Below are 26,208 nucleotides of genomic sequence, written 5' to 3' on the forward strand. Positions count from 1 at the left end.
AGCAGGCTCGCTCCCACAGGGTTGATCGGACTTTTCTGCGAGTAAAAAAAACCGGCCGAGGCCGGTTTTTTCATTGCTACGCAATCAGAACGAGGCGTTCTGCAGGTCGTCGAGGTAACGCTCGGCGTCCAGTGCCGCCATGCAGCCGGCGCCGGCCGAGGTGATGGCCTGACGGTAAACGTGGTCAGCCACGTCACCGGCAGCAAAGATGCCTTCCAGACTGGTGGCAGTGGCGTTGCCGTCACGGCCGCCCTGCACCACCAGGTAACCGTCTTTCAGCGTCAGCTGACCTTCGAACAACGACGTGTTCGGGGTGTGGCCGATGGCGATGAACACGCCGTCGACTGTCAGCTCGTCGAAGCTGCCGTCGTTGTTCTTCAGGCGGGCACCGGTCACGCCCATGTTGTCGCCCAGGACTTCGTCCAGAGTCGAGTTCAGCTTCAAGACGATCTTGCCTTCGGCAACCCGGGCATTCAGCTTGTCGATCAGGATTTTTTCGGCGCGGAAGGTTTCGCGACGGTGAATCAGGGTGACCTGGCTGGCGATGTTGGCCAGGTACAGAGCTTCTTCGACAGCGGTGTTGCCGCCACCGACCACGGCCACTGGCTTGTTGCGGTAGAAGAAACCGTCGCAGGTGGCGCAGGCCGAAACGCCTTTGCCCATGAACGTTTCTTCCGACGGCAGGCCCAGGTAACGAGCGCTAGCGCCGGTGGCGATGATCAGGGCGTCGCAGGTGTAGGTCGCGCTGTCGCCGGTCAGGGTGTACGGCTTGGCAGCGAAGTCCACGGCATTGATGTGATCGAAGACGATTTCGGTTTCAAAACGCTCGGCGTGCTCTTTCATGCGCTCCATCAGCGCCGGGCCGGTCAGGCCGTGGACATCGCCCGGCCAGTTGTCGACTTCGGTGGTGGTGGTCAGTTGACCGCCGGCTTGCATGCCGGTAATCAGCAGTGGCTTAAGGTTGGCACGGGCGGCATACACCGCGGCGCTGTAACCGGCAGGGCCGGAACCGAGAATAATCACTCGCGAATGACGGACTTCAGACATGACCTGCTCCTGTTGACCGGCCCGAAACTTCTGGCGCGGAACGCCGGGTTGCCGGCGGGAATAAAAAAGGACCGTAGATAGCACTTGGGGAAGGCTTGAGCTCGACAGTCCTGTAAAAAGATTGGGTGCAGCGTATCGAGGGGGCGAAGATTAAGGAAATACGGTTTAACAATCCAGCTCATAGGCGGTCTCTATCCCATCACGATGGAGATAGGCGCCTTTGTTACAGTTAATGTCGATGGTGCTACCGCGCTTTCGCCTGTCAGGCAAAGCCGGTAAGGTCGGCGCGTTTCCCCTTTGCTCGGAGCACGTTATGCCCGCCCCCGTTCTGTCCGGCCCGCAATACCTGCGCGAAGGCCTCAAGCTGGTCCTGAGCCCAAGCCTGCGCTTGTTCGTGTTGTTGCCCCTGGTGATCAACCTGGTGCTGTTCGTCGGATTGATCTATCTGGCCAGCCATCAATTCAGCCTGTGGGTCGATACATTGATGCCGTCCCTGCCCGACTGGTTGAGTTTTCTCAGTTATGTCCTCTGGCCGTTGTTCGTGGTGCTGGTGGTGTTGATGGTGTTCTTCACCTTCACCATGCTGGCCAACGTCATCGCCGCGCCGTTCAACGGCTTTCTAGCGGAAAAAGTCGAAGTCGTGGTGCGTGGCACGGACGACTTCCCGAGCTTCAGCTGGGGCGAACTGATCGCCATGATCCCTCGCACCCTGGCCCGGGAAATGCGCAAACTCAGCTACTTCCTGCCACGCGCCATCGGGTTGTTCATCCTGTCTTTCATCCCCGTGGTGAACATCATTGCCGCGCCGCTTTGGCTGCTGTTTGGCGTGTGGATGATGGCGATCCAATACATCGACTACCCAGCGGATAACCACAAGCTTGGGTGGGATGAGATGCTCGCCTGGCTGCGCGAGAAGCGCTGGCAGAGCATGAGCTTCGGCGGGATCGTCTATCTGGTGTTGCTGATTCCGGTGGTCAACATCCTGATGATGCCAGCGGCGGTTGCGGGAGCGACGTTGTTTTGGGTGCGTGAGCGCGGTGCGGAAAACCTGGTGGTCCAGCGCTGATCCGGTCACAAATCCATCATCCCACCGTCACAATGCCGACATGGCCTCAGCCGACACTGAGGTCATGACGACAGCTCTGCATATCACTCTGATCACCGAAACCTTCCCACCGGAAATCAACGGCGTCGCCAATACCCTTGGCCGCTTGTGCGACGGCTTGCGCGCGCGCGGGCATCAGGTGGAATTGGTGCGGCCGCGTCAGGGTTGCGACCAGCAGCTGGGCAGCGACGATGCGTTGTTGCTATGTCGGGGCTGGCCGCTGCCGGGCTATCCCGGCTTGCAATGGGGCCAGTCGTCGATGCACAAACTGCTGCGGCGCTGGAAGCGTCATCGGCCGGACGTGCTGTACATCGCCACGGAAGGACCGCTGGGATTGTCGGCGTTGCGCGCGGCACGGCGCTTGGGGATTTCGGTGGTCAGTGGCTTCCACACCAATTTCCAGCAGTACTCCAGCCAATATGGGCTTGGGTTGCTGACACGTTTGCTGACTCACTACCTGCGCTGGTTTCACAATCGCACGACCCTGACCCTGGTGCCCAGCGTCAGTCAGCGGCTGGAGCTGGAGCGCCGGCATTTCGAGCGCCTGGCGCTGCTGTCACGTGGCGTCGACAGCCAATTGTTTCACCCGACCAAACGGATTAACGCCCTGCGTGAGAGTTGGGGGGTGGGTAACGACGACATCGCTGTCATCCATGTAGGACGTCTGGCACCGGAGAAAAATCTGGGCCTGCTCAAGCGCTGCTTCGACGCACTGAAAGCCACTTATCCACAGCGCAAAATTCGGTTGATTGTGATTGGCGACGGTCCGCAACGAGCGGCACTTGAGAAGGAACTGCCTGAAGCGATTTTCTGTGGCTCACAACGCGGCGAAGCCTTGGCCAGTCACTATGCGTCGGCGGATGTGTTTCTGTTTCCGAGCCTGACCGAAACTTTCGGCAACGTGGTACTTGAGGCACTGGCTTCGGGTTTGGGTGTCGTGGCTTACGATCAAGCGGCGGCGGCTCAGCACATCCGCCATGGCTACAACGGCGTGCTGGCGATGCCGGGGGACGAAGAGGCGTTCTGCGATGCGGCGTGCTGGCTGCTGGAGAAGCGCGAAACCTTGCGCTGCGTGCGGCTGAATGCGCGCCAACATGCGAGTCGCCAGGGTTGGGCAGCGATTATCGAACAGTTTGAAGGGCAGTTGCGCGGGGCTTGTCAGACCCCGCTTGCCTCAAGCATTGAGCCTCGGCTTAAACCAGGGTCATCAACGCCTCACGGCTGAACGGCAGGATGTCTTCTTCACGGCCCTCACGCACTTTCTGCGCCCAGTCCGGGTCCACCAGCAGCGCACGACCTACCGCCACCAGATCGAACTCATCATTGTTCAAACGCTCCAGCAGTTTTTCCAGACTGGCCGGCTGCGCGATCTTGTCGGTGTTGACCATGAACTGCAGGAACTCGCCGTCCAGGCCGACACTGCCCACCGTGATGGTCGGTTTGCCAATGAGCTTGCGGGTCCAGCCTGCCAGGTTCAGCTCGGAACCGTCGAATTCCGGCTCCCAGAAACGGCGCGTCGAGCAGTGGAAAATATCCACGCCAGCGTCGGACAACGGTTTGAGGAATTCACCCAACGCTTCGGGTGTTTGCACCAGACGCGCGGTGTAATCCTGCTGCTTCCATTGGGAGAAACGGAAAATAATCGGGAAGCCTTCACCGACCGCAGCACGCACAGCCTGGATCAGTTCAATGGCGAAACGCGAACGGTTGGCCAGGCTGCCGCCGTATTCGTCGGTGCGCTGGTTGCTGCCTTCCCAGAAGAACTGGTCCACGAGGTAGCCGTGGGCACCGTGAATTTCCACGCCGTCCATGCCGATGCTCTGGGCATCTTTGGCGGCCTGGGCGAACGCGGCGATCACGTCCTGAATATCTTGTTGGGTCATGCCGTGAACCACGACCTGAGCGTCCTTCAATTTCTCCGACGGGCCATAACCCGGCACGCTGGCATCCGGCTCGGTGCCGATGCGGCGCACGCTGCCGACATGCCACAGCTGCGGAACGATCTTGCCGCCTTCAGCATGAACCGCGTCGACCACTTTCTTCCAGCCGGCCAGCGCTGCTTCACCGTAGAAGTGCGGTACGTTCGGGTAGCCGTTGGAAGCCTTGTGGCCGACGGTGGTGCCTTCGGTGATGATCAGGCCGACGCCTGCGGCGGCGCGACGACGGTAGTACTCGATCACTTTGGAATTGGGAACGCCACCCGGCGAAAACGAGCGGGTCATTGGCGCCATGACGACGCGAGTCGGCAATTCAAGGGTGCCGAGGTGGAACGGTTTGAACAGGGCTTTGACGGGCATGGGACGCTCCACAGAAACGATATCGACGGGACATATGTTTTATGACGGCGATAATATGCGGAGCGACAAACGCTGCACAGCACTATTGATTGCGGTGATTAAGGTTCAAAAGGCAGGCATAAAAAATCGCAGCTCGGTGGCTGCGATTTTTTTGGTTCAGCTCAGCGCTTTTTCGATCGCATGAACGACAGACGGATCATCCGGCGCCGTGCGCGGCGAGAACCGCGCCAGCACGCGACCATCCTTGCCCAGCAGGAATTTTTCGAAGTTCCAGGTAATGTCACCGGGAAATTCAGCCCCCTCGCCCGCCAGCAGACGGTACAGCTGATGACGATCGTGACCGTTGACTTCCAGCTTGCTGGACAACGGAAAACTCACGCCATAGTTGAGGCTGCAAAACGCCTGGATCTCTTGCTCGGTACCCGGTTCCTGCCCGGCAAACTGGTTGCACGGCAGGCCCAGCACGCTGAAGCCTTTGTCCTTGTATTGCTGGTAGAGGTTTTCCAGCGCCGCGTACTGTGGGGTCAAGCCGCATTTGGAGGCGACGTTGACCACCAGCACGACGTGCCCCTTGAAGGGCGCCAGAGGTAGCTCCTGACCATCCAGGCCTGTCAATTTAAGGTCGTGAAAAGCACTCATGACGAACTCCAAATTCCCGTGTTCTTCTCGAAACAGCCACTTGGCGGTGTCACCAGGGACAGCCGCGGACTAAAAAGGCGCCCTCGGGCGCCTCTCCAGTTCTGGAAAGCTTAGCGCAGAAAATCAGTGGTGATGGCCACCTTCGCCATGGACGTGACCATGAGCGATTTCTTCCTGGCTGGCATCACGGATGTCGATGATCTTGACCTGGAAATTCAGGCGCTGACCGGCCAACGGGTGGTTGCCGTCGACGGTGACATCGTCGCCGTCCAGGTCACGAATGGTGACGATCTGCATTTGGCCATCTGGAGCGGATGCGTGGAACTGCATGCCCACTTCCAGTTCGTCGACGCCTTCGAACATGCTGCGGCTCAACGTGCTGACCAGTTCGGCAGCGTATTCGCCGTAAGCATCTTCAGGCTCTACGGCAACCGTCAGTTCGTCACCGACTGCTTTGCCTTCCAGCGCCTTTTCCAGGCCCGGAATGATGTTACCTGCGCCTTGCAGGTAGACCAGCGGCGCGCCGCCGGCGGAACTGTCGATGACCTCACCAGCGTCGTTGGTCAGGGTATAGTCGATGGAGACAGCCTTATTGGCGGCGATCAGCATGGGGCGAGACCTTTTGCATAAGAATGAAGAATGGCCAAGTTTAGCGAAGCAATCGCCCGAAAGCGAACACAACCCGGACAGACGGGTGGTGGCGAAAGACTCGACGGTCACAGGTTTCCATCAGGATGAGGACGGGCACTGGGTGGCCGAGCTTTCCTGCGGTCACACCCAGCACCTGCGCCACCAGCCGCCCTGGCAATCCCGGGCCTGGGTCTTGGACCCCGCGCAACGTATTGAAAAAATAGGCCAGCCCTTTGATTGCGGTTGGTGCGCTCAAGGCTCGGTTAGCGATAACCTTGGCGACTGAATTTCGGTAGACGGCCAGTCATAGGTCTTCACCATTGCCATGCACCTCCAGAGAATTCGCATGCAAACTTTTTTTATCGCACCCACCGATTTTGGTGTGGGTCTGACCTCCATCAGCCTTGGGCTGGTACGTACCCTTGAGCGAGCCGGCCTCAAAGTCGGTTTTTTCAAACCGATTGCCCAGCCACATCCGGGTGACACCGGGCCTGAACGGTCGACCGAACTGGTGGCCCGCACTCACGGCTTGAAACCGCCTCAGCCGCTCGGCCTGGCCCACGTCGAACGGATGCTCGGCGACGGTCAGCTGGATGAGCTGCTCGAAGAAATCATCACCCTCTACCAGCAGGCGGCTGTCGGCAAGGACGTGCTGATCGTCGAAGGCATGGTCCCGACCCGCAGCGCCAGTTACGCCGCGCGGGTCAATTTGCACTTGGCCAAGAGCCTCGACGCCGATGTGATTCTGGTCTCGGCGCCGGAAAACGAAGTGCTGACCGAGCTTTCCGGTCGAGTGGAATTGCAGGCGCAATTGTTCGGCGGTCCGAAAGACCCGAAAGTCCTCGGCGTGATCCTCAACAAAGTCAAAACCGACGAGAGCATGGAAGCCTTTGCCTCGCGCTTGAAAGAGCATTCGCCATTGCTGCGCAGTGGCGATTTCCGCCTGTTGGGTTGCATCCCGTTCCAGCCGGAATTGAACGCCCCGCGCACTCGCGACGTTGCCGACCTGATGGGCGCGCAAATTCTCAATGCCGGTGACTACGAAACCCGGCGCATGACCAAAATCATCATCTGCGCCCGCACCATGCGTAACACCGTGGAGCTGCTCAAGCCCGGCGTGTTGGTGGTGACGCCTGGCGATCGCGACGACATCATCCTCGCCGTCAGCCTCGCCGCCATGAACGGCGTGCCCCTGGCCGGCCTGTTGCTGACCAGCGACACCCTGCCCGATCCGCGCATCATGGACCTGTGCCGTGGCGCGTTGCAGGCCGGCCTGCCGGTGTTGTCGGTGAGCACTGGCTCCTACGACACCGCCAACCAATTGAACGGTTTGAACAAGGAAATCCCGATCGACGACCGCGAGCGGGCGGAGATCATCACCGACTTCGTCGCCAGCCACCTCGATGCCAACTGGCTGCACCAGCGTTGCGGCACGCCACGGGAAATGCGCCTGTCGCCAGCGGTGTTCCGCTATCAACTGATTCAGCGTGCCCAAGCCGCCAACAAGCGCATCGTTCTGCCCGAAGGCAGCGAGCCGCTGACGGTGCAAGCCGCAGCGATCTGTCAGGCACGCGGTATCGCCCGTTGCGTGTTGCTGGCGAAACCGGAGGACGTCGAAGCCGTCGCCCGCGCCCAAGGCATCGAGTTGCCGCCGGGGCTGGAGATTCTTGACCCGGACCTGATTCGCGAGCGCTACGTCGAGCCGATGGTCGCCCTGCGCAAAACCAAAAGCCTCAACGCGCCGATGGCCGAGCAGCAACTGGAAGACACCGTGGTGATCGGCACCATGATGCTGGCGCTGGATGAAGTGGACGGCCTCGTGTCCGGGGTCATTCACTCCACCGCCAACACCATCCGCCCAGCCCTGCAACTGATCAAGACCGCGCCGGGTTGCACATTAGTGTCGTCGGTGTTTTTCATGCTCTTCCCCGAGGAAGTCCTGGTTTACGGCGACTGCGTGATGAACCCGCACCCGAGCGCCAGCGAACTGGCCGAGATCGCGCTGCAAAGCGCCGACTCGGCCGCCGCATTCGGCATCACCCCACGCGTGGCGATGATCAGTTACTCCAGCGGTGAGTCGGCCAGCGGCGAAGAAGTCGAGAAGGTTCGCGAAGCGACGCTGCTCGCCCACGAACAACAGAACTCGCTGTTGATCGACGGCCCATTGCAGTACGACGCCGCCGCCAACGAAACCGTTGCCCGGCAACTGGCGCCGAACAGCCAGGTCGCCGGTCGCGCCACAGTGTTCGTATTCCCCGACCTGAACACCGGCAACACCACCCACAAAGCCGTGCAGCGCAGCGCCGACTGCGTCAGCCTCGGGCCGATGCTGCAAGGCCTGCGCAAACCGGTGAACGACCTGCCGCGCGGCGCGCAAGTCGACGACATCGTCTACACCATCGCGTTGACCGCGATTCAAGCTGCCAACCGACCTTTGGATCTTTAAATGCTGGATTCCCTACCTGCACCCGTGCGTGGCGTGATCGCCTCGCTGCTGTTGGCGCTGAACACGATTGTCTGCTGCGCACCGCTGTTCATCGTGGCGATCTTCAAATTGCTGCTGCCCTTCCCCGCCGCCCAGCGTTTTACCGATTGGCTGATGGGCCACATCCACGAAGCCTGGATCAGCAACAACAAAGCCTGGATGGACTTGCTCGGACACACGCGCTGGAAGCTCAGCGGCCTCGAAAGCCTGGACTATCAGCACTCGTATTTGATCACCAGCAACCACCAGAGCTGGGTCGACATCATGGTGTTGCAGTACGTGCTGAACCGGAAGATTCGCCCGTTGAAGTTCTTCCTCAAACAGGAACTGATCTGGGTGCCGGTGATTGGCCTGGCGTGGTGGGCGCTCGGTTTTCCATTCATGAAGCGCTACTCCAAGGCCTATCTGGAAAAGCACCCGGAGAAGAAAGGCAAAGACCTGGAAACCACCCGCAAGACTTGCGACAAGTTCCGCAATAACCCGGTGGGGATTTTCAACTTCGTCGAAGGCACACGCTTCACTGAAGGCAAGCATGCGCAGCAGAAATCACCGTTCCGCCACTTGCTCAAACCGAAGGCTGGCGGCATTGCGTTTGTGCTGGATGCCATGGGGGAGCAGTTGGAAGCCATCGTCAACGTGACCATTCACTACCCGGCCGGGCGCCCCGGTTATTGGGATTTGCTCTGCGGGAATGTGAAGGATGTTGTTGTGCATTTTCAGGAACTGAAGATTCCGCCGCAGTTCATCGGCAAGAACTACGACCAGGATGGGGAATATCGACTGCAGTTTCAGGGCTGGATTAATCAGTTGTGGGAAGACAAGGATGCGCTGCTGGAGCAGATGCACCGGGAATTCCCAGGCAAACACTAACCCCTTCCCTGATCGTTCCCACGCTCTGCGTGGGAATGCATCCTGTGACGCTCTGCGTCACGCCAGCGAAGGGACGCGGAGCGTCCCGGGCGGCATTCCCACGCGGAGCGTGGGAACGATCATCACCGGACATAAAAAAACCGCCGACAATCACTTGTCGGCGGTTTTTTTGTTTGCAGCTAACGCTTAGATCGCGCCACGTTTACGCAGCAGATCCAGCACTTGCTTGACGCTTTCTTCCAGCGACAGCGACTGGGTGTCGACCACGAGGTCGGCGTCCAGCGGCACGTCGTACGGGAAGGAATCGCCCGGGATGTTATCCCCGGCCGCCGCGTACAGGCCTTGTGGGTCACGCTCGGCACAGACCGTCGGAGAAGCCTGGACGTAGACCGTCAGCAGACGCTCCTTGCCGATCAGGTCCCTGGCCTGCTCACGACCTTCGGCATTCGGTGCAACGAAGGCTGCCAAGGTCAGCAGGCCAGCCTCGTTGAACTGACGCGCAACGTGAGCCGCACGACGCCAGTTCTCGGTACGCCCGGCGCGGTCCTGTGGCAGACCTTTGTTCAGGTCGTGACGCAGGTTCTGACCATCGAGTACAAACACCGCACGGCCCATGTCGAACAGCTTGCGTTCAACCGCGTAAGCCAGGGTGCTTTTACCCGCGCCCGACAAACCGCTGAACAACACGGTGGCCGGTTGCTGGCCGAAACGCTGGGCGCGTTCTTCGGTGGCAACGTGAGCCAGTTTGCCGTGATGCGTGCTGGTGCCATGGCTCAACGGCTGAGCGATGATCATGCCGGCCGCAACGGTGCCATTGGTCAAACGATCGATGACGATGAACGAACCGGTGGTGCGGTTGCTCGCGTAGCCGTCCAAAGCGATGGCTGCGTCGAGGCTGATCTTGACCCGACCGATCTCGTTCAGATGCAACGAACTGGCCGGACCTTCTTCCAGGGTGTTCACGTCAACACGGTTGACGATGCTGGTGATCGAACCCGGCACGTAAGTGGTGGCGCGCTTGATGTCGTATTTCTTGCCCGGCAGCATCGGTTCTTCAGCCATCCACACCAACATGGCGTCGAAGGCATCAGTCACTAGCGGCTGGTTATCGGCGTGCACCAGCAAGTCGCCGCGGGAGATGTCGATCTCGTCTTCCATGGTCAGCGTGACGGCCTGACCTGGACCGGCGTGCTCCAGCTCACCTTCGAAGGTGACGATGGATTTCACGCGGCTGCTCTTGCCCGACGGCAGCACAACGACTTCGTCGCCCTTGTGCACGACGCCGCTGGCCAAGGTACCGGCGAAACCACGGAAGTTCAGGTTTGGACGGTTGACGTACTGCACCGGGAAACGCAGGTCGGTGTAGTTGCGATCGTTGGCGATCTCGACGGTTTCAAGAATTTCCATCAGCGACTGGCCGGTGTACCACGGCGAGCGCTCGGACTTGTTCACCACGTTGTCGCCCTTCAGCGCCGACATCGGCACGAAGGCCATGGTGGTCGGCTTGAACGCGATGCCTTCGGCGAACTTCAGGTAATCGGCCTTGATCGACTCGAAAACTGTTTCGTCGAAGCCGTTGAGGTCCATCTTGTTGATGGCGACAACGATGTGTTTGATGCCGAGCAACGAGGCAATGAAGCTGTGGCGACGGGTCTGGGTCTGCACGCCGTAACGGGCGTCGACCAGGATGATCGCCAGGTCACAGGTGGACGCACCGGTGGCCATGTTGCGGGTGTACTGCTCATGGCCAGGGGTGTCGGCGATGATGAATTTGCGTTTGGCGGTGGAGAAATAACGGTAAGCGACATCGATGGTGATGCCCTGCTCCCGCTCGGCCTGCAGGCCGTCGACCAGCAATGCCAGGTCGATGTCATCGCCGGTGGTGCCGACCTTTTTCGAGTCGCGGGTAATGGCTTCCAGGTGATCTTCGTAGATCATTTTGGAGTCGTGCAGCAGGCGCCCGATCAGGGTGCTCTTGCCGTCGTCGACGTTGCCACAGGTAAGAAAGCGCAGCATTTCCTTGCGTTCGTGCTGGCCTAGATAGGCGAGGATGTCCTCGCTGATCAACTCAGATTGATGCGACATGACAACCCCTTAGAAATAACCCTGACGTTTCTTTTCTTCCATCGAGCCTGCGCCATCGTGATCGATGACTCGGCCCTGGCGTTCGGAAGTTCGCGTCAGGAGCATTTCCTGAATGATGTCGGTCAGGCTGATGGCCTCGGACTCGACCGCACCGGTCAACGGGTAGTCGCCGAGTGTACGGAAACGGACCTTCTTCTTAACGATGCGCGCCTTGTCTTCATCGCTCAGGTGATTGAGCAGGCGTTCGTCGTCGATCATGATCCAGGTGCCATTCATCTCGATGACGTCGCGCTCGGCGGCGAAATACAGCGGCACAATCGGGATGCCCTCGAGGTAGATGTACTGCCAGATGTCCAGTTCGGTCCAGTTCGACAAAGGGAACACGCGGATCGATTCGCCCTTGTTGACCTTGCCGTTGTAGACGTTCCACAACTCGGGACGCTGGTTTTTCGGGTCCCAGCGGTGCTTGGTGTCGCGGAAGGAATACACGCGCTCTTTGGCACGGGATTTCTCTTCGTCACGACGGGCACCACCGAAAGCGGCGTCGAAACCGTACTTGTCGAGGGCCTGCTTGAGGCCTTCGGTTTTCATGATATCGGTGTGTTTGGCACTACCGTGGGTCAGAGGGTTGATGCCCTGCGCAACACCCTCGGGGTTCACGTGCACGATCAGGTCCAGGCCGAGCTCTTCGACCATGCGGTCGCGGAACGCGTACATTTCCTTGAACTTCCACCGGGTGTCGACGTGCATCACCGGGAACGGCAGTTTGCCCGGGAAGAATGCTTTGCGCGCAAGGTGCAGCATCACGGCGGAGTCTTTACCGACGGAGTACAGCATCACCGGGTTATCGAACTCGGCGGCGACCTCGCGGATGATGTGGATGCTTTCGGCCTCCAGCTGTTTCAGATGCGTCAGTTTGTCGACCATGGCTACTCACGAAAACGATCTTATGGACGGCCAGCGGGCCGTGTTCGAGCGGGGAATCCTAGCACAGCGACCTCTTCTAATCAGGACACCGACTAGATCGAAAGGGTATATGAATATACCCCCGCGTTTGGGCTGCCCCCTTACAGGATGGTCCCATACAGTCTTGAAGTCAGATGGGGTTCGGGCAATCGATGAAGATGTGCTCTAGGGCAAAACGCCGCGCCAGATAATCCCCCAGCGCCTGAACGCCGTAGCGCTCGGTGGCGTGGTGGCCGGCGGCGATGAAGCTGATGTTGTTTTCCCGGGCGCTGTGGAAGGTCTGCTCGGACGCCTCACCGCTGAGGTACAAGTCGACGCCAGCCAGCACGGCCTGATCGATGTAACCCTGACCACCACCGGTGCACCAGCCGACGCGGCGGATCATCTCGCTGCCTTCAATCAGTAACGGTTCGCGCCCCATGACTTCTTGTACGCGACGGGCAAAATCGCGGGCCGTCACTGGCTCGTTCAATGAACCGACCAGGCCGACCACTTTGAGGTTGTCCGGGTCCAGTGGGCCTTCAACGGTGATGTCCAGCTGACGTGCCAACTGCACGTTATTGCCGACTTCCGGGTGCAAATCCAACGGCAGATGGTAGGACAAGAGGCTGATATCGTGCTTGAGCAGGGTTTTCAACCGACGCTGCTTCATACCCGTGATGCACGGATTCTCGCCCTTCCAGAAGTAGCCGTGATGCACCAGCACCAGATCGGCATTGGCTTCCACAGCGGCGTCGAGCAAAGCCTGGCTGGCAGTGACGCCACTGACGATGCGCATCACCTGCGGCCGGCCTTCGACCTGCAACCCGTTGGGGCAGTAATCGGCAATCTTTGCACTGCTAAGGTAACGGTCGGCTTCTTCGACCAGGGTGCTCAAGGCGACGGCCATAAAAGACTCCTAAATATCCCGTTCAGAGGCACGCTTCGCCTCGTATAATGCGCGACATTATGGGCGGTCTCATACCGCCTGCAACCTCTCAGGACGTGCTTAATGCTTAAGGCGCTGCGTTTTTCCGGCTGGCCGCTGTTGGCCGGCGTGCTTATCGCTCTATTGATAATCCAGCGTTACCCGCAGTGGGTCGGGCTCCCAAGCCTCGACGTCAACATGCAGCAAGCTCCGCAATCCACCACCATGCAACAGGGCCCCGTGTCCTATGCCGACGCGGTGACCACGGCGGCACCGTCGGTGGTCAACCTGTACACCACCAAAGTCATCAACAAACCGAACCATCCGCTGTTCGAGGACCCGCAGTTCCGCCGCTTCTTCGGCGACAATTCGCCCAAGCAGAAGCGCATGGAATCGAGTCTCGGCTCCGGCGTGATTATGAGTCCGGAAGGTTACCTGCTGACCAACAACCATGTGACCAGCGGTGCCGACCAGATCGTGGTGGCGCTCAAGGACGGTCGTGAAACCCTCGCCCGAGTAATCGGCAGCGACCCGGAAACCGACCTTGCGGTACTGAAAATTGATCTGAAGAACTTGCCAGCGATCACGGTCGGGCGTTCCGACAACATCCGCATCGGCGACGTGGCCCTGGCCATCGGTAACCCGTTCGGTGTCGGCCAGACCGTGACCATGGGCATCATCAGCGCCACCGGGCGCAATCAGCTGGGCCTGAACAACTACGAAGACTTCATCCAGACCGACGCCGCGATCAACCCAGGCAACTCCGGCGGTGCGCTGGTGGATGCCAACGGCAACCTGACCGGCATCAACACGGCGATCTTCTCCAAGTCCGGCGGCTCCCAGGGCATCGGTTTCGCGATCCCGGTGAAACTGGCCATGGAAGTGATGAAGTCGATCATCGAACACGGCCAGGTGATTCGCGGCTGGCTAGGTATTGAAGTGCAGCCGCTGAGTCAGGAACTGGCGGAATCGTTTGGTCTGTCCGGGCGTCCGGGCATCGTGGTGGCGGGGATTTTCCGCGACGGTCCGGCACAGAAGGCCGGCCTTCAATTGGGAGACGTGATCCTCAGCATCGACGGCGAGCCGGCTGGCGATGGTCGCCGCTCGATGAACCAGGTCGCGCGGATCAAACCGACCGACAAGGTCACAGTCCAGGTGATGCGCAACGGCAAAGAGCTCAAGCTCACCGCAGAGATCGGTTTGCGTCCGCCACCTGCGCCGGTCAAAGAGAAAGAAGAAGAGTAAGTGACTGATCGTTCCCACGCTCTGCGTGGGAATGCCGCCATGGACGCTCTGCGTCCACTGTGACGCGGAGCGTCACGGGATGCATTCCCACGCAGAGCGTAGGAACGATCAGTGAGTAGAGTTAAAGCTCGCCGAGGCCGTCGATCAACGCCTGATTCTGCTCCGGTGTGCCAATCGAAATCCGCAGGAACTGGGCAATCCGCTCCTGCTTAAAGTGCCGAACGATCACACCCTGCTCGCGCAACTTCGCCGCCAGTCCCGCCGCATCATGTTTCGGATGACGGGCGAAAATGAAGTTCGCCGCCGACGGCAACACTTCAAAGCCCTTCGCTTCCAATTGAGCAACGACCTGTTCACGATTCTCGATGACCAACCGGCAGGTCTTGTCGAAGTACTCGCGATCCTCGAACGCTGCGGCTGCACCGACATTCGCCAGGCGATCCAGCGGATAGGAGTTGAAGCTGTTCTTGATCCGCTCCAGCGCCTCGATGAGGTCCGGATGCCCCACCGCCAGACCCACCCGCAGGCCGGCCAGCGAGCGCGACTTGGACAATGTCTGAGTGACCAGCAGGTTCGGATAACGGTCCACCAGGCTGATCGCTGTCTCACCACCGAAGTCGATATAAGCCTCATCGACCACGACCACCGAATCCGGGCTGGCCTTGAGGATTTGCTCCACAGCATCCAGCGCCAACAGGCAACCCGTCGGTGCATTCGGATTCGGGAAGATGATCCCGCCGTTCGGCTTGGCGTAGTCCGCCGGGTTGATCTGGAACTGCTCGTCCAGCGGCACCGCGTCGAAGGTGATGCCATACAAGCCGCAGTAAACCGGATAGAAGCTGTAGCTGATGTCCGGGAACAGTAGCGGCTGATCGTGTTGCAGCAAACCGTGAAAGATGTGCGCCAGGACTTCATCGGAACCGTTGCCGAGGAACACTTGATTGCCCTGCACGCCGTAGTACTTGGCGACCGCTTGCTTGAGCAGATCGCTGTTCGGGTCCGGGTACAGACGCAGGTTGTCATTCAGTTCGGTCTGCATCGCCGCCAAGGCTTTTGGCGATGGGCCGTACGGGTTTTCGTTGGTGTTGAGCTTCACCAGTTTCGCCAGTTTCGGCTGCTCGCCCGGCACGTAGGGCACCAGATTCTTGACGAACGGGCTCCAGAATTTACTCATGTTCAGTTCCCCTGCCCTTGTGAAAAGTCTTCGTCGAGGATGCGGTATTCGGCGCTCCGCGCGTGCGCGGTCAGCGACTCGCCACGGGCCAGCACGGAAGCGGTTTTGCCCAGTTCCGACGCACCCTGCTCGGAGCAGAAGATGATCGACGAGCGTTTCTGGAAGTCGTACACGCCCAGCGGCGAGGAGAATCGCGCGGTGCCGGAAGTCGGCAACACGTGGTTCGGACCGGCGCAGTAGTCGCCCAAGGCCTCAGAGGTGTGACGCCCCATGAAGATCGCGCCAGCGTGGCGAATCTTCGGCAGCCAGGCCTGCGGATCAGCAACGGACAACTCAAGGTGTTCCGGCGCGATGCGGTTGGCCACTTCGATGGCTTGGTCCATGTCACGAACCTTGATCAGCGCACCACGGCCATTGATCGAGGTTTCAATGATCTCGGCACGCTCCATGGCCGGCAGCAATTTGGCGATACTGGCGGCGACCTTGTCGAGGAACTCGGCGTCCGGGCTGACCAGAATCGCCTGGGCGTCTTCGTCGTGTTCGGCCTGGGAGAACAGGTCCATGGCAATCCAGTCCGGATCGGTCTTGCCGTCGCACACCACGAGGATTTCGGATGGACCGGCGATCATGTCAATGCCGACCTGGCCAAACACGTGGCGCTTGGCCGTGGCGACATAGATGTTGCCCGGACCGACCACCTTGTCGACCTTCGGCACGCTTTCGGTACCGTAAGCCAGCGCGGCGACTGCTTGAGCGCCGCCGATGGTGAACACGCGGTCGACGCCAGCGATGCAGGCTGCAGCCAGCACCAGCTCGTTGATTTCACCGCGAGGAGTCGGCACCACCATGACCACTTCGGTCACGCCGGCCACCTTGGCCGGAATTGCGTTCATCAGAACCGAGGAAGGATAAGACGCCTTGCCACCCGGTACATACAGGCCGGCGCGATCCAGCGGCGTGACCTTCTGGCCCAGCACGGTGCCGTCGGCTTCGGTGTAGCTCCAGGAATCCTGTTTCTGTTTCTCGTGGTAGCTGCGTACTCGAGCCGCGGCTTTTTCCAGCGCTTCACGCTGAGGCACGGTGATTCGGGTCAGGGCCAGTTCCAGACGTTCGCGAGGCAGGATCAGGTCCGCCATGGACGCGACTTGCAGGCCGTCGAACTTCTGGGTGAACTCCACCAGCGCCGCATCGCCACGCTCGCGCACAGCCTTGATGATGTCCAGCACCCGCTGATTGACCGAGTCGTCAGACACACTTTCCCAGCTCAGCAGATGATCCAGATGATGTGCGAAATCCGGGTCAGCAGCGTTGAGTCGGCGAATTGCAGTCGGTGCGGTCATAGCGAGAGCCTCATAGAATTGGCAAAAACTCAGGCGCCCTAACTTAGCAGTCATTTCCGCTTGGGCACCTGAGAATTCTGGCTATGAGGCGGATAGACGGGCGCGGTTTATGGCCGCGCGGGTGAGTCAACCGCGGTGTCGAGACTCCACTGCCTTGCGCAGGGTGTCGATCAACGCCTGGATACGGGCGTGCTGCATTTTCATCGAAGCTTTGTTCACGATCAGCCGGGAGCTGATGTCGGCAATGAAATCCTGTGGCTCGAGGCCGTTGGCCCGCAGCGTATTACCGGTGTCGACCACGTCGATGATCTTGTCCGCAAGACCGATCAGCGGCGCCAGTTCCATCGAGCCGTAAAGCTTGATGATGTCGACCTGGCGGCCCTGTTCGGCGTAGTAGCGCTTGGCAACGTTGACGAACTTGGTCGCCACCCGCAAACGGCCCTTGGGCTCGACATCGCCGACACGGCCAGCGGTCATCAGCTTGCAGAGGGCAATGCGCAGGTCTAAAGGCTCGTACAAACCTTGGCCGCCATATTCCATCAGCACATCTTTACCGGCGACGCCCAGGTCTGCGGCCCCATGCTCGACGTACGTCGGCACATCCGTGGCGCGCACGATCAGCAGCCGCACATCGGCCTGAGTCGTGGGGATGATCAGCTTGCGGCTCTTGTCCGGATTCTCGGTCGGCACGATGCCCGCTTCAGCCAGAAGCGGCAGGGTGTCGTCAAGGATGCGGCCCTTGGACAGTGCGATGGTCAACATGGGAAACGTCAGTCCTTATCAAGGTACTCATGCCCGGTCGCAAATGGCGCCGAACACACATCGAGCCTGAAACAGGCTCGACTTGGAACAAAACCAACGGGCGCGTCCTTGCGCCCATAAAGCAGAAACTAGCCCGGTACGCGGCGGATCTTGGCGCCGAGCATCTGCAGTTTCTCTTCGATGCACTCATAACCACGGTCGATGTGGTAGATGCGGTCGATCAGGGTGTCACCTTCAGCGATCAGCGCCGAGATCACCAGGCTGGCCGAAGCACGCAGGTCGGTGGCCATGACTGGCGCGCCTTTCAGCTTCTCGGTACCGGTGACGATGGCAGTGTTGCCTTCGACCTGGATCTTGGCGCCCATGCGGTGCAGTTCGTAAACGTGCATGAAGCGGTTCTCGAAGATCGTCTCGATCACGGCACCGGTGCCTTCGGCAATGGCGTTGAGCGAGATGAACTGCGCTTGCATGTCAGTCGGGAACGCCGGGTACGGAGCGGTCCGCACGTTGACGGCTTTTGGCCGCTTGCCGTGCATGTTCAGCTCGATCCAGTCATCGCCGCAGGTGATTTCCGCGCCCGATTCCTTGAGTTTCTCAAGAACAGCTTCGAGGATGGTCGGATCAGTGTCCTTGACCTTCACACGACCGCCGGTCACGGCAGCGGCGACCAGGTAGGTGCCGGTTTCGATACGGTCAGGCATCACTTTGTAAGTGGTCGGGTGCAGACGCTCGACGCCATCGATGGTGATGGTGTCGGTGCCGGCGCCAGTGATCTTGGCGCCCATGGCGATCAGGAAGTTCGCCAGGTCGATGACTTCAGGTTCGCGAGCGGCGTTTGCCAGAACGCTGCGGCCCTTGGCCAGAGCGGCTGCCATCATGATGTTTTCGGTACCGGTCACGCTGACGGTGTCGAAGAAGAAATGCGCACCGCGCAGGCCGCCTTCAGGCGCCTTGGCCTTGATGTAGCCGCCCTCGACGTCGATGACCGCGCCCATGGCTTCGAGGCCACGGATGTGCAGGTCAACCGGACGCGAACCGATGGCGCAACCGCCAGGCAGTGCGACTTCGGCCTCACCGAAACGGGCAACCATCGGGCCCAGCACCAGAATCGACGCACGCATGGTTTTAACCAGTTCGTACGGTGCGATCAGGGTCTTGATGGTACGCGGGTCAATTTCGACGCTGAGTTTCTCGTCGATCACCGGTTCGATGCCCATGCGACCGAACAGCTCGATCATGGTGGTGATGTCGTGCAGGTGCGGCAGGTTGGCAACGGTAACCGGGCCATCGCACAGCAGGGTTGCAGCCAGGATCGGCAGGGCAGAGTTCTTTGCCCCGGAGATGCGGATTTCGCCATCAAGACGAACGCCACCGGTAATAATCAATTTATCCATAAGAATCTCGACGCCCTTGGGCTCAGGTGCGCTCGGCCCAGGCCGCGCTGCTGAAAAATTTCATAGTGACCGCATGGATGCTGCCATCGGTGATCCATGGGTTCAAATGGGCATAGATCTGCTGCTGACGCTTCACCGGGCTCAACGCCGCCAGTTCATCGCTAATCACGTTCAGCTGAAAGTTGCAGCCTTCGCCCTCAACTTCTACTTGAGTTCCTGGCAGCTTTCCTTCAAGGAAGCTCTTCACTTCTACGGCCTGCATGCTCAACCTCAATCGGCGCCCTGTGCGCGCGGGTCGGACATCATACAAAAAAGCCCCGCGCCTGCGAACCCCGCGAAGCAGGACTCTGACGGGGGGCTTCCTTATAGATGCGGTTAGGGATGCGCCAACAGCTCGGTCAATTCGCTGACCTGAGCGATTTCGCGCATATCTTCTGGCATCCCACGGATGCTCAACGCCTTGCCAGCCGCCTCTGCATCACGCATAAAGCACAGCAGCAGCGACAAGCCGACACTGCTGGACTTCAACACTGCCGAGCAATCGATCACCAGTGCCGCGGCCTTGCTGGACTTGATCAGCGCCTGCCCCTGCTTGCGCAAGCCCGGGCCGGTGCGGTAATCCAGCATGCCGCTAAGCGCCAGCTCGCCGGATTCGCTCATGCGAATGGCCGACACACTCATTGAGCTTTCGTCTCAGTGGTTTGCTTCTGGCTGGCTTCCTTGGCTTTGGCGACTTCCCCGGCCCAACCATTGATGGTCTTGTCCAGGTCGTTGCCATTGCGCTGCATCGCATCAGCGAACTGATCACGGAACAGCTTGCCAATGTTGATGCCGTTGATGATCACGTTGCGCAGTTTCCACTCACCATTGATCTTTTCGAGTGTGTAAGACACAGGATAGATCGCGCCGTTGGTGCCTTTGACCGTCATGGCAACGCTTGTACGGTCTCCCGATTCATCCTTGGCTGGGTCGACGACGATCCCCTGATTGTTGTACTCGAGCAACGCGTTGCCATAGAACTGGAACAGACCCTTTTTGAAGTTTTCTTCAAAGGTCTTCATCTGCGCAGGCGTGGCTTTGCGTGAGTACTTGACCGTCATGATGCTCTTGGAAATGCCCTCGGCATCCACCACAGGCCCGACGATGGTGTTCAGCGCCGTATAAAAGTCTTGCGGGTCTTGCTTGTATTTCTCTTTATTGGCCGACAGATCGGCCAGTAACCGACTGGTAGTGTCCTGCACGATATCGTGCGCTGAGGGCGCTGCCACGGCGTTAGCCATCAACGGCAGGGCTGCGAGCAATACCAACAGGCCACGTCGCAAGGTAGAGATCATTCAAAAGCTCCTCATTTGGCGTCTTTACTAACGGTATTGAGCAGAAATTTACCGATCAGGTCCTCAAGTACCAGCGACGACTGTGTGTCGTGGATGGTTGAACCATCCTTGAGCAAGGCTTCTTCCCCGCCCACGCTGAGACCGATGTACTTCTCGCCCAACAGGCCAGCGGTCAGGATAGATGCAGTGGAGTCAGTCGGCAGGTTATCTACGCGCTTTTCCAGCTGCATGGTCACTCGACCGGTGAAACTGTCGCGGTCCAGATCGATCGCCGTGACCTTGCCGATGGTCACACCGGCCATGGTCACTTTAGCTCTGACAGTCAAACCGGCGATATTGTCGAAATACGCATAAAGTTTATAAGTATCGGTGGTTGCGCTCGGGGACAGGCCACTCACCCGCAACGCCAGCAACAGCAAAGCCAAGATGCCAGCCAGCAAGAAAAGGCCGACACCGATTTCCAGGGTGCGGTTTTGCATCAGAAATCTCCAAACATCAAGGCGGTCAGAATAAAGTCCAGGCCGAGTACAGCCAAAGAGGCATACACCACGGTCTTGGTAGTGGCACGACTGATCCCCTCGGAAGTGGGCTCGCAGTCATAGCCTTGGAATACGGCGATCCAGGTCACGACAAAGGCGAAAACGATGCTTTTGATGATGCCGTTGAGCACATCGTCAGCAAAGGTCACGCTGTTCTGCATGTTGGACCAGTAGGAACCTTCATAGACACCCAGCCAGTCGACGGCCACCCACGAACCACCCCAGATTCCCACCACGCTGAAGATCATCGCCAGCACCGGCAGGGAAATGAAGCCGGCCCACAGGCGCGGGGCAATGATGTACTTGAGCGGGTCGACACCAATCATTTCCAGACTGGACAACTGCTCGGTGGACTTCATGTTGCCGATTTCGGCAGTCAATGCCGAACCGGCGCGCCCGGCGAACAGCAATGCCGTGACCACGGGCCCCAGTTCACGTAACAGCGTCAGCGCAACCATCTGGCCCACCGCCTGCTCCGAACCGTAGCTGGATAGAATATTGAAGCCTTGCAGCGCCAGCACCATGCCGATGAATACCCCGGAGACCACGATGATCACCAGGGACATCACGCCCACTGAATGCAGTTGCTTGATCAGCAGGCCAAAACCGCCACCAATGCCACCACGGCCGAGCAAGGCATGAAACAGGAATATCGCCGAACGGCCGAACACCCCCAGCACGTCAATGCCAGAGTGGCCGAACCGGCGAACCCGTTCTATTAGTGAAATCTTGCGCATCAACGCTTCCCCAGAAGATCTGCGCGGTAATCCGTCGCTGGAAAGTGATAGGCGACCGGACCGTCCGGCTCGCCTGTCATGAATTGACGGATGCGTGGCTCCTGCGAGTTCATCAGTTCCTCGGGAGTGCCCTGCCCCAACACCTGGCCCTCGCCGACGACATAGATGTAATCGGCGATGCTCGCGGTCTCGGCCAGGTCGTGGGAGACCACGATACTGGTGATGCCCAGCGCATCGTTGAGCAGGCGGATCAGGCGCACCAGCACGCCCATGGCGATGGGGTCCTGGCCGACAAAGGGCTCGTCGTACATGAGGATTTGCGGATCGAGGGCAATCGCCCGGGCCAGAGCGACACGACGCTTCATGCCGCCGGACAATTCGTCAGGCATCAGGTCGATGGCGCCACGCAAGCCCACGGCCTGCAATTTGAGCAGCACAATGTCCCGGATCATTTCTTCCGGCAGTTCGGTATGAACGCGTAGCGGAAAGGCGACGTTCTCGAACACATCGAGATCGGTGAACAGTGCACCACTCTGAAAAAGCACGCCCATGTGCTTGCGCGCATCGAACAGATCACTGCGCGACAGCTTCGGCAGGTTCTGCCCGTTGACCCAGACTTCGCCTTTGGTGGGCCGCAACTGTGCGCCCATCAGCCGCAACAGCGTAGTCTTGCCACACCCGGAAGGCCCCATGATGCCGGTGACCTTGCCGCGCGGGATACGTATATCGACGTTATTGAAAATGCTGCGCGCACCGCGCTTGAAGGTCAGTCCCTTCAGCTCGACCGCGTAGGCTTTATCGGCACTCATCTAAACTCCTTGCGATGCAGCCTCTCACTCGGACGCCTGACTTTCTGACGAAAGCACATACCTCCCGGGCAGGCCGAACTGGCGGCGAACTATATCACTGCAAAGGCCAAGCGCCCAAGGCCCAAGCCGGGCCATGTTGAGCAACATGACAAGGCAAAAGCTTCTATTGAGGGGTATTCGGTAACAGGGAATGACAAAGCGCGACGAACTTGCGTGAGGGTTTCGATCATTACCGTTATAATCGCCGCCTTTTCATCAGGCTATACGATTTCTGACATGAGCCAATCCAGCGACCTGATTCAATCTGCTCAACGCACCATCCGCCTCGAACTGGAAGCCGTACAAGGCTTGCTGCCCCGTATCGACGCAGATTTCGTACGCGCTTGCGAGATGATTCTGGCCAGCAAAGGCCGCGTGGTCGTGGTCGGCATGGGCAAATCCGGGCACATCGGCAACAAGATCGCCGCCACCCTGGCCAGCACCGGCACCACGGCCTTTTTCGTGCACCCGGCCGAAGCCAGCCACGGCGACATGGGCATGATCACCCGCGACGACATCATCCTGGCGCTGTCGAACTCCGGCTCCACCAATGAAATCGTCACCCTGCTGCCGCTGATCAAGCGTCTGGGCATTCAATTGATCAGCATGACCGGCAACCCTGATTCACAGCTGGCCAAGGCTGCCGAGGTCAATCTCAACGTGCACGTCGAGCACGAAGCTTGCCCGCTTAACCTGGCACCGACCTCGTCGACCACCGCCGCGCTGGTCATGGGCGACGCCCTGGCCGTTGCGCTGCTGGAAGCCCGCGGTTTTACCGCTGAAGACTTCGCCTTTTCCCACCCCGGTGGCGCACTTGGCCGACGCCTGCTGCTGAAAGTGGAAACCGTCATGCACGCCGGCGCAGAACTGCCCCAGGTGCAACGTGGCACGCTACTCAAGGACGCGTTGATGGAAATGACCCGCAAGGGCCTGGGCATGACCGCGATTCTGGAGGCCGACGGCAAACTGGCCGGGATCTTCACCGACGGCGACTTGCGCCGCACCCTTGACCGGACCATCGACATCCACCATACGACCATCGACGAGGTCATGACCGTTCATGGCAAGACCGCCCGGGCCGATATGCTGGCAGCCGAAGCCCTGAAAATCATGGAAGACCATCGAATCAACGCGCTGGTGGTAGTCGACAAGGAAGACCGTCCGATCGGCGCCTTCAACCTGTCCGATCTGCTGCGCGCAGGAGTAATGTGATGAGCACCGACCTGTTGCAACGCGGCAAGAACATCAAGCTGGCGATTTTCGACGTCGATGGCGTACTGACCGACGGACGCCTGTATTTCCTCGAAGACGGCAGCGAATTCAAGTCTTTCAACACCCTCGACGGCCAAGGCATCAAGATGTTGATGGCAGCCGGCGTGCAGACCGCTATCATCAGCGGCCGCAAGACCCCGGTAGTCGAGCGACGAGCGAAGAACCTCGGCATTCCACACCTGTACCAGGGGCGCGAAGACAAACTGGTGGTGCTCGACGAACTTCTTGCCCAACTCAACCTAAGCTATGAGGAAGTCGCCTATCTCGGCGATGACCTGCCGGACCTGCCGGTGATTCGCCGCGTCGGCCTGGGTATGGCGGTGGCCAACGCTGCCAGTTTCGTCCGTGAACACGCCCACGGCATCACCCAGGCCCGTGGTGGCGAGGGTGCCGCTCGCGAATTTTGCGAATTGATCCTGCGCGCCCAGGGCCGCCTCGATGCGGCCAACGCCGCGTACCTGTGAGCCAACTATGCTGAGCAAAAAGATTCGCAAATTCCTGGTGTTCGGTTGCATCGCAGCGATATTCGCGGCGGTCGGCTACTGGAACATCAGCCCGGAACGCTTCCTCGATCAGCCAGTGGCAAAGATCGATGAAACCGCGATCGACTATTACGCGGTCAACGCCCACAGCGTGCAGTACCTGCCGGACGGAAAGCTGCAATACGAAATGACGTCCGACAAGGTCGAACACCTGAAGGCGACCGAAGTGACGCTGTTGACCAATCCCGACCTGAACATGTTCCGCGGCACCGAGTTTCCCTGGCACGTCCAGAGCGATCACGGCGAAGTGAACCCCGACGGCACTCAGGTCGAACTGATTGACTCGGTGCGCATCACGCGCTTCGACGAGAAAAACCGCAAGACTCTGATTACCACCACCCGCATGACAGTGTTCCCGCAGCAGCAATATGCGCAGACCGAGCAACCCGTTAGAATCGACGGCGCTGGCGGTGTATCGACAGGCAACGGAATGAAAGCGTACTTGAAAGAAAGCAGGATACACCTGCTATCGAACGTAAGAGGACAGTATGAGGCTCGTTAAAACCCTCCCTATTTTGCTCGGTCTGGGCGCAGCACTGGGAAGCGTGAGCGCCTGGGCTTTGCCGACCGATCAAGCGCAGCCTATTCGCATCCAGGCCGACGATGCCCAACTGGACGACAAGAATGGCATTGCCACCTATAAAGGTGACGTGATCATTACCCAGGGCTCAATGATCGTTAAAGGCAATACCGTGACCATCACCCGCACTCCTGCGGGCGACATCGACGTGGTGACTTCGGTGGGCAACCTCGCCTACTTCGAGCAACTGCAAACCCAGGGCGACACAAAGCCTGTCCAGGGTTACGGGGTAACGATCCAGTACCACGCCGCGCAAAACCGCGTCGTGCTGATCGATCGCGCCAAAGTCATCGACAAGGACAACAACGTCACCCAAGGCGAAAAAATCGTCTACGACACGGTCAAAAAGCTCGCGAGCGCCGGTCGCGCCACCGGCAACAAGGTCACCGAGGCGCGTCCGCGCATCGACATGGTGATCCAGCCGAAGAAGAAAACCGACGAGCAAAAGGCCCAGTAATGGCAACTCTGAAAGCTCAGCACTTGGCGAAGAGCTACAAGAGCCGCCAGGTTGTGCGTGACGTCAGCCTGTCGATCGACAGCGGTCAGATCGTCGGTCTACTGGGTCCCAACGGCGCTGGCAAGACCACCTGTTTCTACATGATTGTCGGTCTGGTACAAGCCGACCAGGGCCGCGTACTGATTGATGACCTGGATGTCAGCCACCAGCCTATGCACGGTCGTGCGAACGCTGGTATCGGCTATCTTCCGCAAGAAGCATCGATCTTCCGCAAACTCTCGGTAGCCGACAACATCATGGCAATCCTCGAGACCCGCAAGGAGCTCGACAAGACCGGTCGTCGCAAGGAGCTGGAAAGCCTGCTGCAGGAATTCCACATCAGCCACATCCGCGACAACCTCGGCATGAGTCTGTCCGGCGGTGAACGCCGCCGCGTGGAAATCGCCAGGGCACTGGCCACCAACCCGAAATTCATCCTCCTCGACGAACCGTTCGCCGGCGTGGACCCGATTTCGGTGGGCGACATCAAGCAGATCATCTATCACCTCAAGGCCAAGGGCATTGGCGTGTTGATCACTGACCACAACGTCCGTGAAACCCTGGATATCTGCGAAACCGCCTACATCGTCAACGATGGCCAGCTGATTGCCGAAGGTGACTCTGCCACCATCCTGGCCAACGACCTGGTCAAGGAAGTGTATCTGGGCCATGAGTTCCGCCTGTAAGCACTGAGGTGCCTGGCTAGTCGACAGAGAGCCGCTTCGATAAAAACGCCTGTGTGCTTTTATTGTTACGGCGCTCCAGGCGTACACGCCGCTTCAAAGGTGTCAGCCATTAGCAAGAGCAACGTACCAATAACGCTTTATAGTTTTTTATTGTTACAGCGCTCTAGGCAAACACTTCAGTTTCAGGCATATAATTTGCTTATGTTTGGCGCCCCGGCGCCCTGTAGT

28 protein-coding genes are annotated in these 26,208 nt (G+C 59.3%); 11 read left to right on the plus strand and 17 right to left on the minus strand.

The features are described 5' to 3' along the window. Positions 1-84: 84 nt before the first annotated feature. On the minus strand, positions 85-1,047 hold the full coding sequence (trxB, locus tag ACYZT5_RS19610) for a thioredoxin-disulfide reductase (protein ID WP_462047015.1): 963 nt from the start codon (positions 1,045-1,047) through the stop codon (positions 85-87). A 313-nt stretch (positions 1,048-1,360) separates the two neighbouring features. On the opposite strand from trxB, the gene cysZ reads away from it, so the two are divergent. Beyond that, entirely contained in the window at positions 1,361-2,113 is a 753-nt protein-coding gene (cysZ, locus tag ACYZT5_RS19615; RefSeq protein ID WP_462047016.1) for a sulfate transporter CysZ, read from the plus strand. 40 nt (positions 2,114-2,153) lie between these two features. After that, the gene (locus tag ACYZT5_RS19620; protein WP_462047017.1) at positions 2,154-3,377 is read left to right on the plus strand and encodes a glycosyltransferase family 4 protein; all 1,224 of its coding nucleotides are present in this window, start codon (positions 2,154-2,156) and stop codon (positions 3,375-3,377) included. Here ACYZT5_RS19620 and ACYZT5_RS19625 read toward each other — a convergent pair. From ACYZT5_RS19625 to ACYZT5_RS19635, 3 genes are all read right to left on the minus strand, one after another. Then, the gene (locus ACYZT5_RS19625) at positions 3,346-4,449 is read right to left on the minus strand and encodes an NADH:flavin oxidoreductase (RefSeq protein ID WP_462047018.1); all 1,104 of its coding nucleotides are present in this window, start codon (positions 4,447-4,449) and stop codon (positions 3,346-3,348) included. The two genes, ACYZT5_RS19620 and ACYZT5_RS19625, sit on opposite strands and share 32 nt — an antisense overlap. Before the next feature lie 156 nt (positions 4,450-4,605). Beyond that, positions 4,606-5,088, minus strand: a complete 483-nt coding sequence (locus tag ACYZT5_RS19630) for a glutathione peroxidase (protein ID WP_458508379.1) — start codon at positions 5,086-5,088, stop codon at positions 4,606-4,608. 123 nt (positions 5,089-5,211) lie between these two features. Beyond that, positions 5,212-5,697, minus strand: a complete 486-nt coding sequence (locus ACYZT5_RS19635; RefSeq protein ID WP_007901600.1) for an FKBP-type peptidyl-prolyl cis-trans isomerase — start codon at positions 5,695-5,697, stop codon at positions 5,212-5,214. Here ACYZT5_RS19635 and ACYZT5_RS19640 point away from each other — a divergent pair. From ACYZT5_RS19640 to ACYZT5_RS19650, 3 genes are read left to right on the plus strand one after another with little or no spacing between them, the layout of a single operon-like run. Then, a complete protein-coding gene (locus tag ACYZT5_RS19640) occupies positions 5,666-6,004 on the plus strand; it encodes a DUF3565 domain-containing protein (RefSeq protein ID WP_462047019.1) in 339 nt (112 codons plus the stop codon). The genes ACYZT5_RS19635 and ACYZT5_RS19640 overlap by 32 nt on opposite strands. A 60-nt stretch (positions 6,005-6,064) precedes the next feature. Next, positions 6,065-8,164 carry a phosphate acetyltransferase gene (pta, locus tag ACYZT5_RS19645; RefSeq protein WP_462047020.1) on the plus strand — a complete coding sequence of 700 codons (2,100 nt, stop codon included), beginning with the start codon at positions 6,065-6,067 and terminating at the stop codon, positions 8,162-8,164. Beyond that, positions 8,165-9,073, plus strand: a complete 909-nt coding sequence (locus ACYZT5_RS19650; protein WP_462047021.1) for an acyltransferase — start codon at positions 8,165-8,167, stop codon at positions 9,071-9,073. A 186-nt stretch (positions 9,074-9,259) separates the two neighbouring features. Here ACYZT5_RS19650 and cysN read toward each other — a convergent pair whose 3' ends face one another. The 3 genes from cysN to ACYZT5_RS19665 all read right to left on the minus strand — a co-directional run bounded on the left by cysN (position 9,260) and on the right by ACYZT5_RS19665 (position 13,013). Beyond that, a complete protein-coding gene (cysN, locus tag ACYZT5_RS19655) occupies positions 9,260-11,158 on the minus strand; it encodes a sulfate adenylyltransferase subunit CysN (protein WP_462047022.1) in 1,899 nt (632 codons plus the stop codon). Between the two features lie 9 nt (positions 11,159-11,167). Then, positions 11,168-12,085, minus strand: a complete 918-nt coding sequence (cysD, locus tag ACYZT5_RS19660) for a sulfate adenylyltransferase subunit CysD (RefSeq protein ID WP_462047023.1) — start codon at positions 12,083-12,085, stop codon at positions 11,168-11,170. A gap of 169 nt (positions 12,086-12,254) precedes the next feature. Continuing rightward, entirely contained in the window at positions 12,255-13,013 is a 759-nt protein-coding gene (locus tag ACYZT5_RS19665; protein WP_462047024.1) for a Nif3-like dinuclear metal center hexameric protein, read from the minus strand. A 102-nt stretch (positions 13,014-13,115) separates the two neighbouring features. Here ACYZT5_RS19665 and algW point away from each other — a divergent pair, with 102 nt between their 5' ends. Next, positions 13,116-14,276 (plus strand): Do family serine endopeptidase AlgW, encoded by a 1,161-nt coding sequence (algW, locus tag ACYZT5_RS19670; protein ID WP_462047025.1) that lies wholly within the window; start codon positions 13,116-13,118, stop codon positions 14,274-14,276. Positions 14,277-14,397: 121 nt separating this feature from the next. Here the strand turns inward: algW and hisC are convergent, their stop codons facing one another. The 10 genes from hisC to ACYZT5_RS19720 form a co-directional block, all read right to left on the minus strand. Further along, entirely contained in the window at positions 14,398-15,450 is a 1,053-nt protein-coding gene (gene hisC, locus ACYZT5_RS19675; protein WP_462047026.1) for a histidinol-phosphate transaminase, read from the minus strand. Positions 15,451-15,452: 2 nt separating this feature from the next. Beyond that, on the minus strand, positions 15,453-16,790 hold the full coding sequence (gene hisD, locus ACYZT5_RS19680) for a histidinol dehydrogenase (protein ID WP_462047027.1): 1,338 nt from the start codon (positions 16,788-16,790) through the stop codon (positions 15,453-15,455). A 126-nt stretch (positions 16,791-16,916) separates the two neighbouring features. Then, a complete protein-coding gene (hisG, locus tag ACYZT5_RS19685) occupies positions 16,917-17,552 on the minus strand; it encodes an ATP phosphoribosyltransferase (protein ID WP_007901570.1) in 636 nt (211 codons plus the stop codon). Positions 17,553-17,680: 128 nt separating this feature from the next. Continuing rightward, positions 17,681-18,946, minus strand: coding sequence for a UDP-N-acetylglucosamine 1-carboxyvinyltransferase (murA, locus tag ACYZT5_RS19690; RefSeq protein WP_462047028.1), 1,266 nt, complete (start codon positions 18,944-18,946; stop codon positions 17,681-17,683). Positions 18,947-18,968: 22 nt separating this feature from the next. Then, positions 18,969-19,208, minus strand: coding sequence for a BolA family protein (locus tag ACYZT5_RS19695; RefSeq protein WP_046052891.1), 240 nt, complete (start codon positions 19,206-19,208; stop codon positions 18,969-18,971). Positions 19,209-19,321: 113 nt separating this feature from the next. Beyond that, positions 19,322-19,627: an STAS domain-containing protein gene (locus ACYZT5_RS19700; RefSeq protein WP_462047029.1), complete on the minus strand. Its 306-nt coding sequence runs from the start codon at positions 19,625-19,627 to the stop codon at positions 19,322-19,324. After that, a complete protein-coding gene (locus tag ACYZT5_RS19705) occupies positions 19,624-20,280 on the minus strand; it encodes an MlaC/ttg2D family ABC transporter substrate-binding protein (protein ID WP_462047030.1) in 657 nt (218 codons plus the stop codon). Before ACYZT5_RS19705 ends, ACYZT5_RS19700 begins: the two co-directional genes overlap by 4 nt. 11 nt (positions 20,281-20,291) lie before the next feature. Then, positions 20,292-20,759: an outer membrane lipid asymmetry maintenance protein MlaD gene (gene mlaD, locus ACYZT5_RS19710; RefSeq protein WP_123365278.1), complete on the minus strand. Its 468-nt coding sequence runs from the start codon at positions 20,757-20,759 to the stop codon at positions 20,292-20,294. Then, positions 20,759-21,556: a lipid asymmetry maintenance ABC transporter permease subunit MlaE gene (gene mlaE, locus ACYZT5_RS19715; RefSeq protein WP_008150745.1), complete on the minus strand. Its 798-nt coding sequence runs from the start codon at positions 21,554-21,556 to the stop codon at positions 20,759-20,761. The genes mlaD and mlaE overlap by 1 nt, the downstream gene beginning before the upstream one ends. Then, positions 21,556-22,365, minus strand: coding sequence for an ATP-binding cassette domain-containing protein (locus ACYZT5_RS19720; protein ID WP_059403257.1), 810 nt, complete (start codon positions 22,363-22,365; stop codon positions 21,556-21,558). Before ACYZT5_RS19720 ends, mlaE begins: the two co-directional genes overlap by 1 nt. A gap of 276 nt (positions 22,366-22,641) precedes the next feature. Here ACYZT5_RS19720 and ACYZT5_RS19725 point away from each other — a divergent pair, with 276 nt between their 5' ends. From ACYZT5_RS19725 to lptB, 5 genes are read left to right on the plus strand one after another with little or no spacing between them, the layout of a single operon-like run. Beyond that, positions 22,642-23,616 (plus strand): KpsF/GutQ family sugar-phosphate isomerase, encoded by a 975-nt coding sequence (locus ACYZT5_RS19725; protein WP_462047031.1) that lies wholly within the window; start codon positions 22,642-22,644, stop codon positions 23,614-23,616. Beyond that, complete coding sequence (locus ACYZT5_RS19730) at positions 23,616-24,140, plus strand: KdsC family phosphatase (RefSeq protein ID WP_462047032.1); 525 nt, start codon at positions 23,616-23,618, stop codon at positions 24,138-24,140. Before ACYZT5_RS19725 ends, ACYZT5_RS19730 begins: the two co-directional genes overlap by 1 nt. A 7-nt stretch (positions 24,141-24,147) precedes the next feature. Continuing rightward, entirely contained in the window at positions 24,148-24,720 is a 573-nt protein-coding gene (gene lptC / locus ACYZT5_RS19735; RefSeq protein WP_462047033.1) for an LPS export ABC transporter periplasmic protein LptC, read from the plus strand. Beyond that, positions 24,707-25,255 carry a lipopolysaccharide transport periplasmic protein LptA gene (lptA, locus tag ACYZT5_RS19740; protein ID WP_462047034.1) on the plus strand — a complete coding sequence of 183 codons (549 nt, stop codon included), beginning with the start codon at positions 24,707-24,709 and terminating at the stop codon, positions 25,253-25,255. The genes lptC and lptA overlap by 14 nt, the downstream gene beginning before the upstream one ends. After that, on the plus strand, positions 25,255-25,980 hold the full coding sequence (gene lptB, locus ACYZT5_RS19745; protein WP_462047035.1) for an LPS export ABC transporter ATP-binding protein: 726 nt from the start codon (positions 25,255-25,257) through the stop codon (positions 25,978-25,980). Before lptA ends, lptB begins: the two co-directional genes overlap by 1 nt. Positions 25,981-26,208 lie beyond the last annotated feature (228 nt).

It is taken from the genome of Pseudomonas sp. LB3P14, from assembly GCF_054898045.1.

What these genes read in the sequence shown, in the direction of transcription:
- murA (WP_462047028.1), bottom strand. Translation starts at nt 18,946, where the DNA reads ATGGATAAATTGATTATTACCGGTGGCGTTCGTCTTGATGGCGAAATC.
- cysN (WP_462047022.1), bottom strand. Translation starts at nt 11,158, where the DNA reads ATGTCGCATCAATCTGAGTTGATCAGCGAGGACATCCTCGCCTATCTA.
- mlaE (WP_008150745.1), bottom strand. Translation starts at nt 21,556, where the DNA reads ATGCGCAAGATTTCACTAATAGAACGGGTTCGCCGGTTCGGCCACTCT.
- algW (WP_462047025.1), top strand. Translation starts at nt 13,116, where the DNA reads ATGCTTAAGGCGCTGCGTTTTTCCGGCTGGCCGCTGTTGGCCGGCGTG.
- cysD (WP_462047023.1), bottom strand. Translation starts at nt 12,085, where the DNA reads ATGGTCGACAAACTGACGCATCTGAAACAGCTGGAGGCCGAAAGCATC.
- ACYZT5_RS19620 (WP_462047017.1), top strand. Translation starts at nt 2,154, where the DNA reads ATGGCCTCAGCCGACACTGAGGTCATGACGACAGCTCTGCATATCACT.
- pta (WP_462047020.1), top strand. Translation starts at nt 6,065, where the DNA reads ATGCAAACTTTTTTTATCGCACCCACCGATTTTGGTGTGGGTCTGACC.
- lptA (WP_462047034.1), top strand. Translation starts at nt 24,707, where the DNA reads ATGAGGCTCGTTAAAACCCTCCCTATTTTGCTCGGTCTGGGCGCAGCA.
- ACYZT5_RS19695 (WP_046052891.1), bottom strand. Translation starts at nt 19,208, where the DNA reads ATGCAGGCCGTAGAAGTGAAGAGCTTCCTTGAAGGAAAGCTGCCAGGA.
- ACYZT5_RS19665 (WP_462047024.1), bottom strand. Translation starts at nt 13,013, where the DNA reads ATGGCCGTCGCCTTGAGCACCCTGGTCGAAGAAGCCGACCGTTACCTT.
- ACYZT5_RS19630 (WP_458508379.1), bottom strand. Translation starts at nt 5,088, where the DNA reads ATGAGTGCTTTTCACGACCTTAAATTGACAGGCCTGGATGGTCAGGAG.
- ACYZT5_RS19725 (WP_462047031.1), top strand. Translation starts at nt 22,642, where the DNA reads ATGAGCCAATCCAGCGACCTGATTCAATCTGCTCAACGCACCATCCGC.
- mlaD (WP_123365278.1), bottom strand. Translation starts at nt 20,759, where the DNA reads ATGCAAAACCGCACCCTGGAAATCGGTGTCGGCCTTTTCTTGCTGGCT.
- lptC (WP_462047033.1), top strand. Translation starts at nt 24,148, where the DNA reads ATGCTGAGCAAAAAGATTCGCAAATTCCTGGTGTTCGGTTGCATCGCA.
- lptB (WP_462047035.1), top strand. Translation starts at nt 25,255, where the DNA reads ATGGCAACTCTGAAAGCTCAGCACTTGGCGAAGAGCTACAAGAGCCGC.
- cysZ (WP_462047016.1), top strand. Translation starts at nt 1,361, where the DNA reads ATGCCCGCCCCCGTTCTGTCCGGCCCGCAATACCTGCGCGAAGGCCTC.
- ACYZT5_RS19640 (WP_462047019.1), top strand. Translation starts at nt 5,666, where the DNA reads ATGGAGACAGCCTTATTGGCGGCGATCAGCATGGGGCGAGACCTTTTG.
- hisG (WP_007901570.1), bottom strand. Translation starts at nt 17,552, where the DNA reads ATGTTGACCATCGCACTGTCCAAGGGCCGCATCCTTGACGACACCCTG.
- hisC (WP_462047026.1), bottom strand. Translation starts at nt 15,450, where the DNA reads ATGAGTAAATTCTGGAGCCCGTTCGTCAAGAATCTGGTGCCCTACGTG.
- ACYZT5_RS19705 (WP_462047030.1), bottom strand. Translation starts at nt 20,280, where the DNA reads ATGATCTCTACCTTGCGACGTGGCCTGTTGGTATTGCTCGCAGCCCTG.
- ACYZT5_RS19625 (WP_462047018.1), bottom strand. Translation starts at nt 4,449, where the DNA reads ATGCCCGTCAAAGCCCTGTTCAAACCGTTCCACCTCGGCACCCTTGAA.
- ACYZT5_RS19700 (WP_462047029.1), bottom strand. Translation starts at nt 19,627, where the DNA reads ATGAGTGTGTCGGCCATTCGCATGAGCGAATCCGGCGAGCTGGCGCTT.
- ACYZT5_RS19635 (WP_007901600.1), bottom strand. Translation starts at nt 5,697, where the DNA reads ATGCTGATCGCCGCCAATAAGGCTGTCTCCATCGACTATACCCTGACC.
- trxB (WP_462047015.1), bottom strand. Translation starts at nt 1,047, where the DNA reads ATGTCTGAAGTCCGTCATTCGCGAGTGATTATTCTCGGTTCCGGCCCT.
- ACYZT5_RS19730 (WP_462047032.1), top strand. Translation starts at nt 23,616, where the DNA reads ATGAGCACCGACCTGTTGCAACGCGGCAAGAACATCAAGCTGGCGATT.
- hisD (WP_462047027.1), bottom strand. Translation starts at nt 16,790, where the DNA reads ATGACCGCACCGACTGCAATTCGCCGACTCAACGCTGCTGACCCGGAT.
- ACYZT5_RS19650 (WP_462047021.1), top strand. Translation starts at nt 8,165, where the DNA reads ATGCTGGATTCCCTACCTGCACCCGTGCGTGGCGTGATCGCCTCGCTG.
- ACYZT5_RS19720 (WP_059403257.1), bottom strand. Translation starts at nt 22,365, where the DNA reads ATGAGTGCCGATAAAGCCTACGCGGTCGAGCTGAAGGGACTGACCTTC.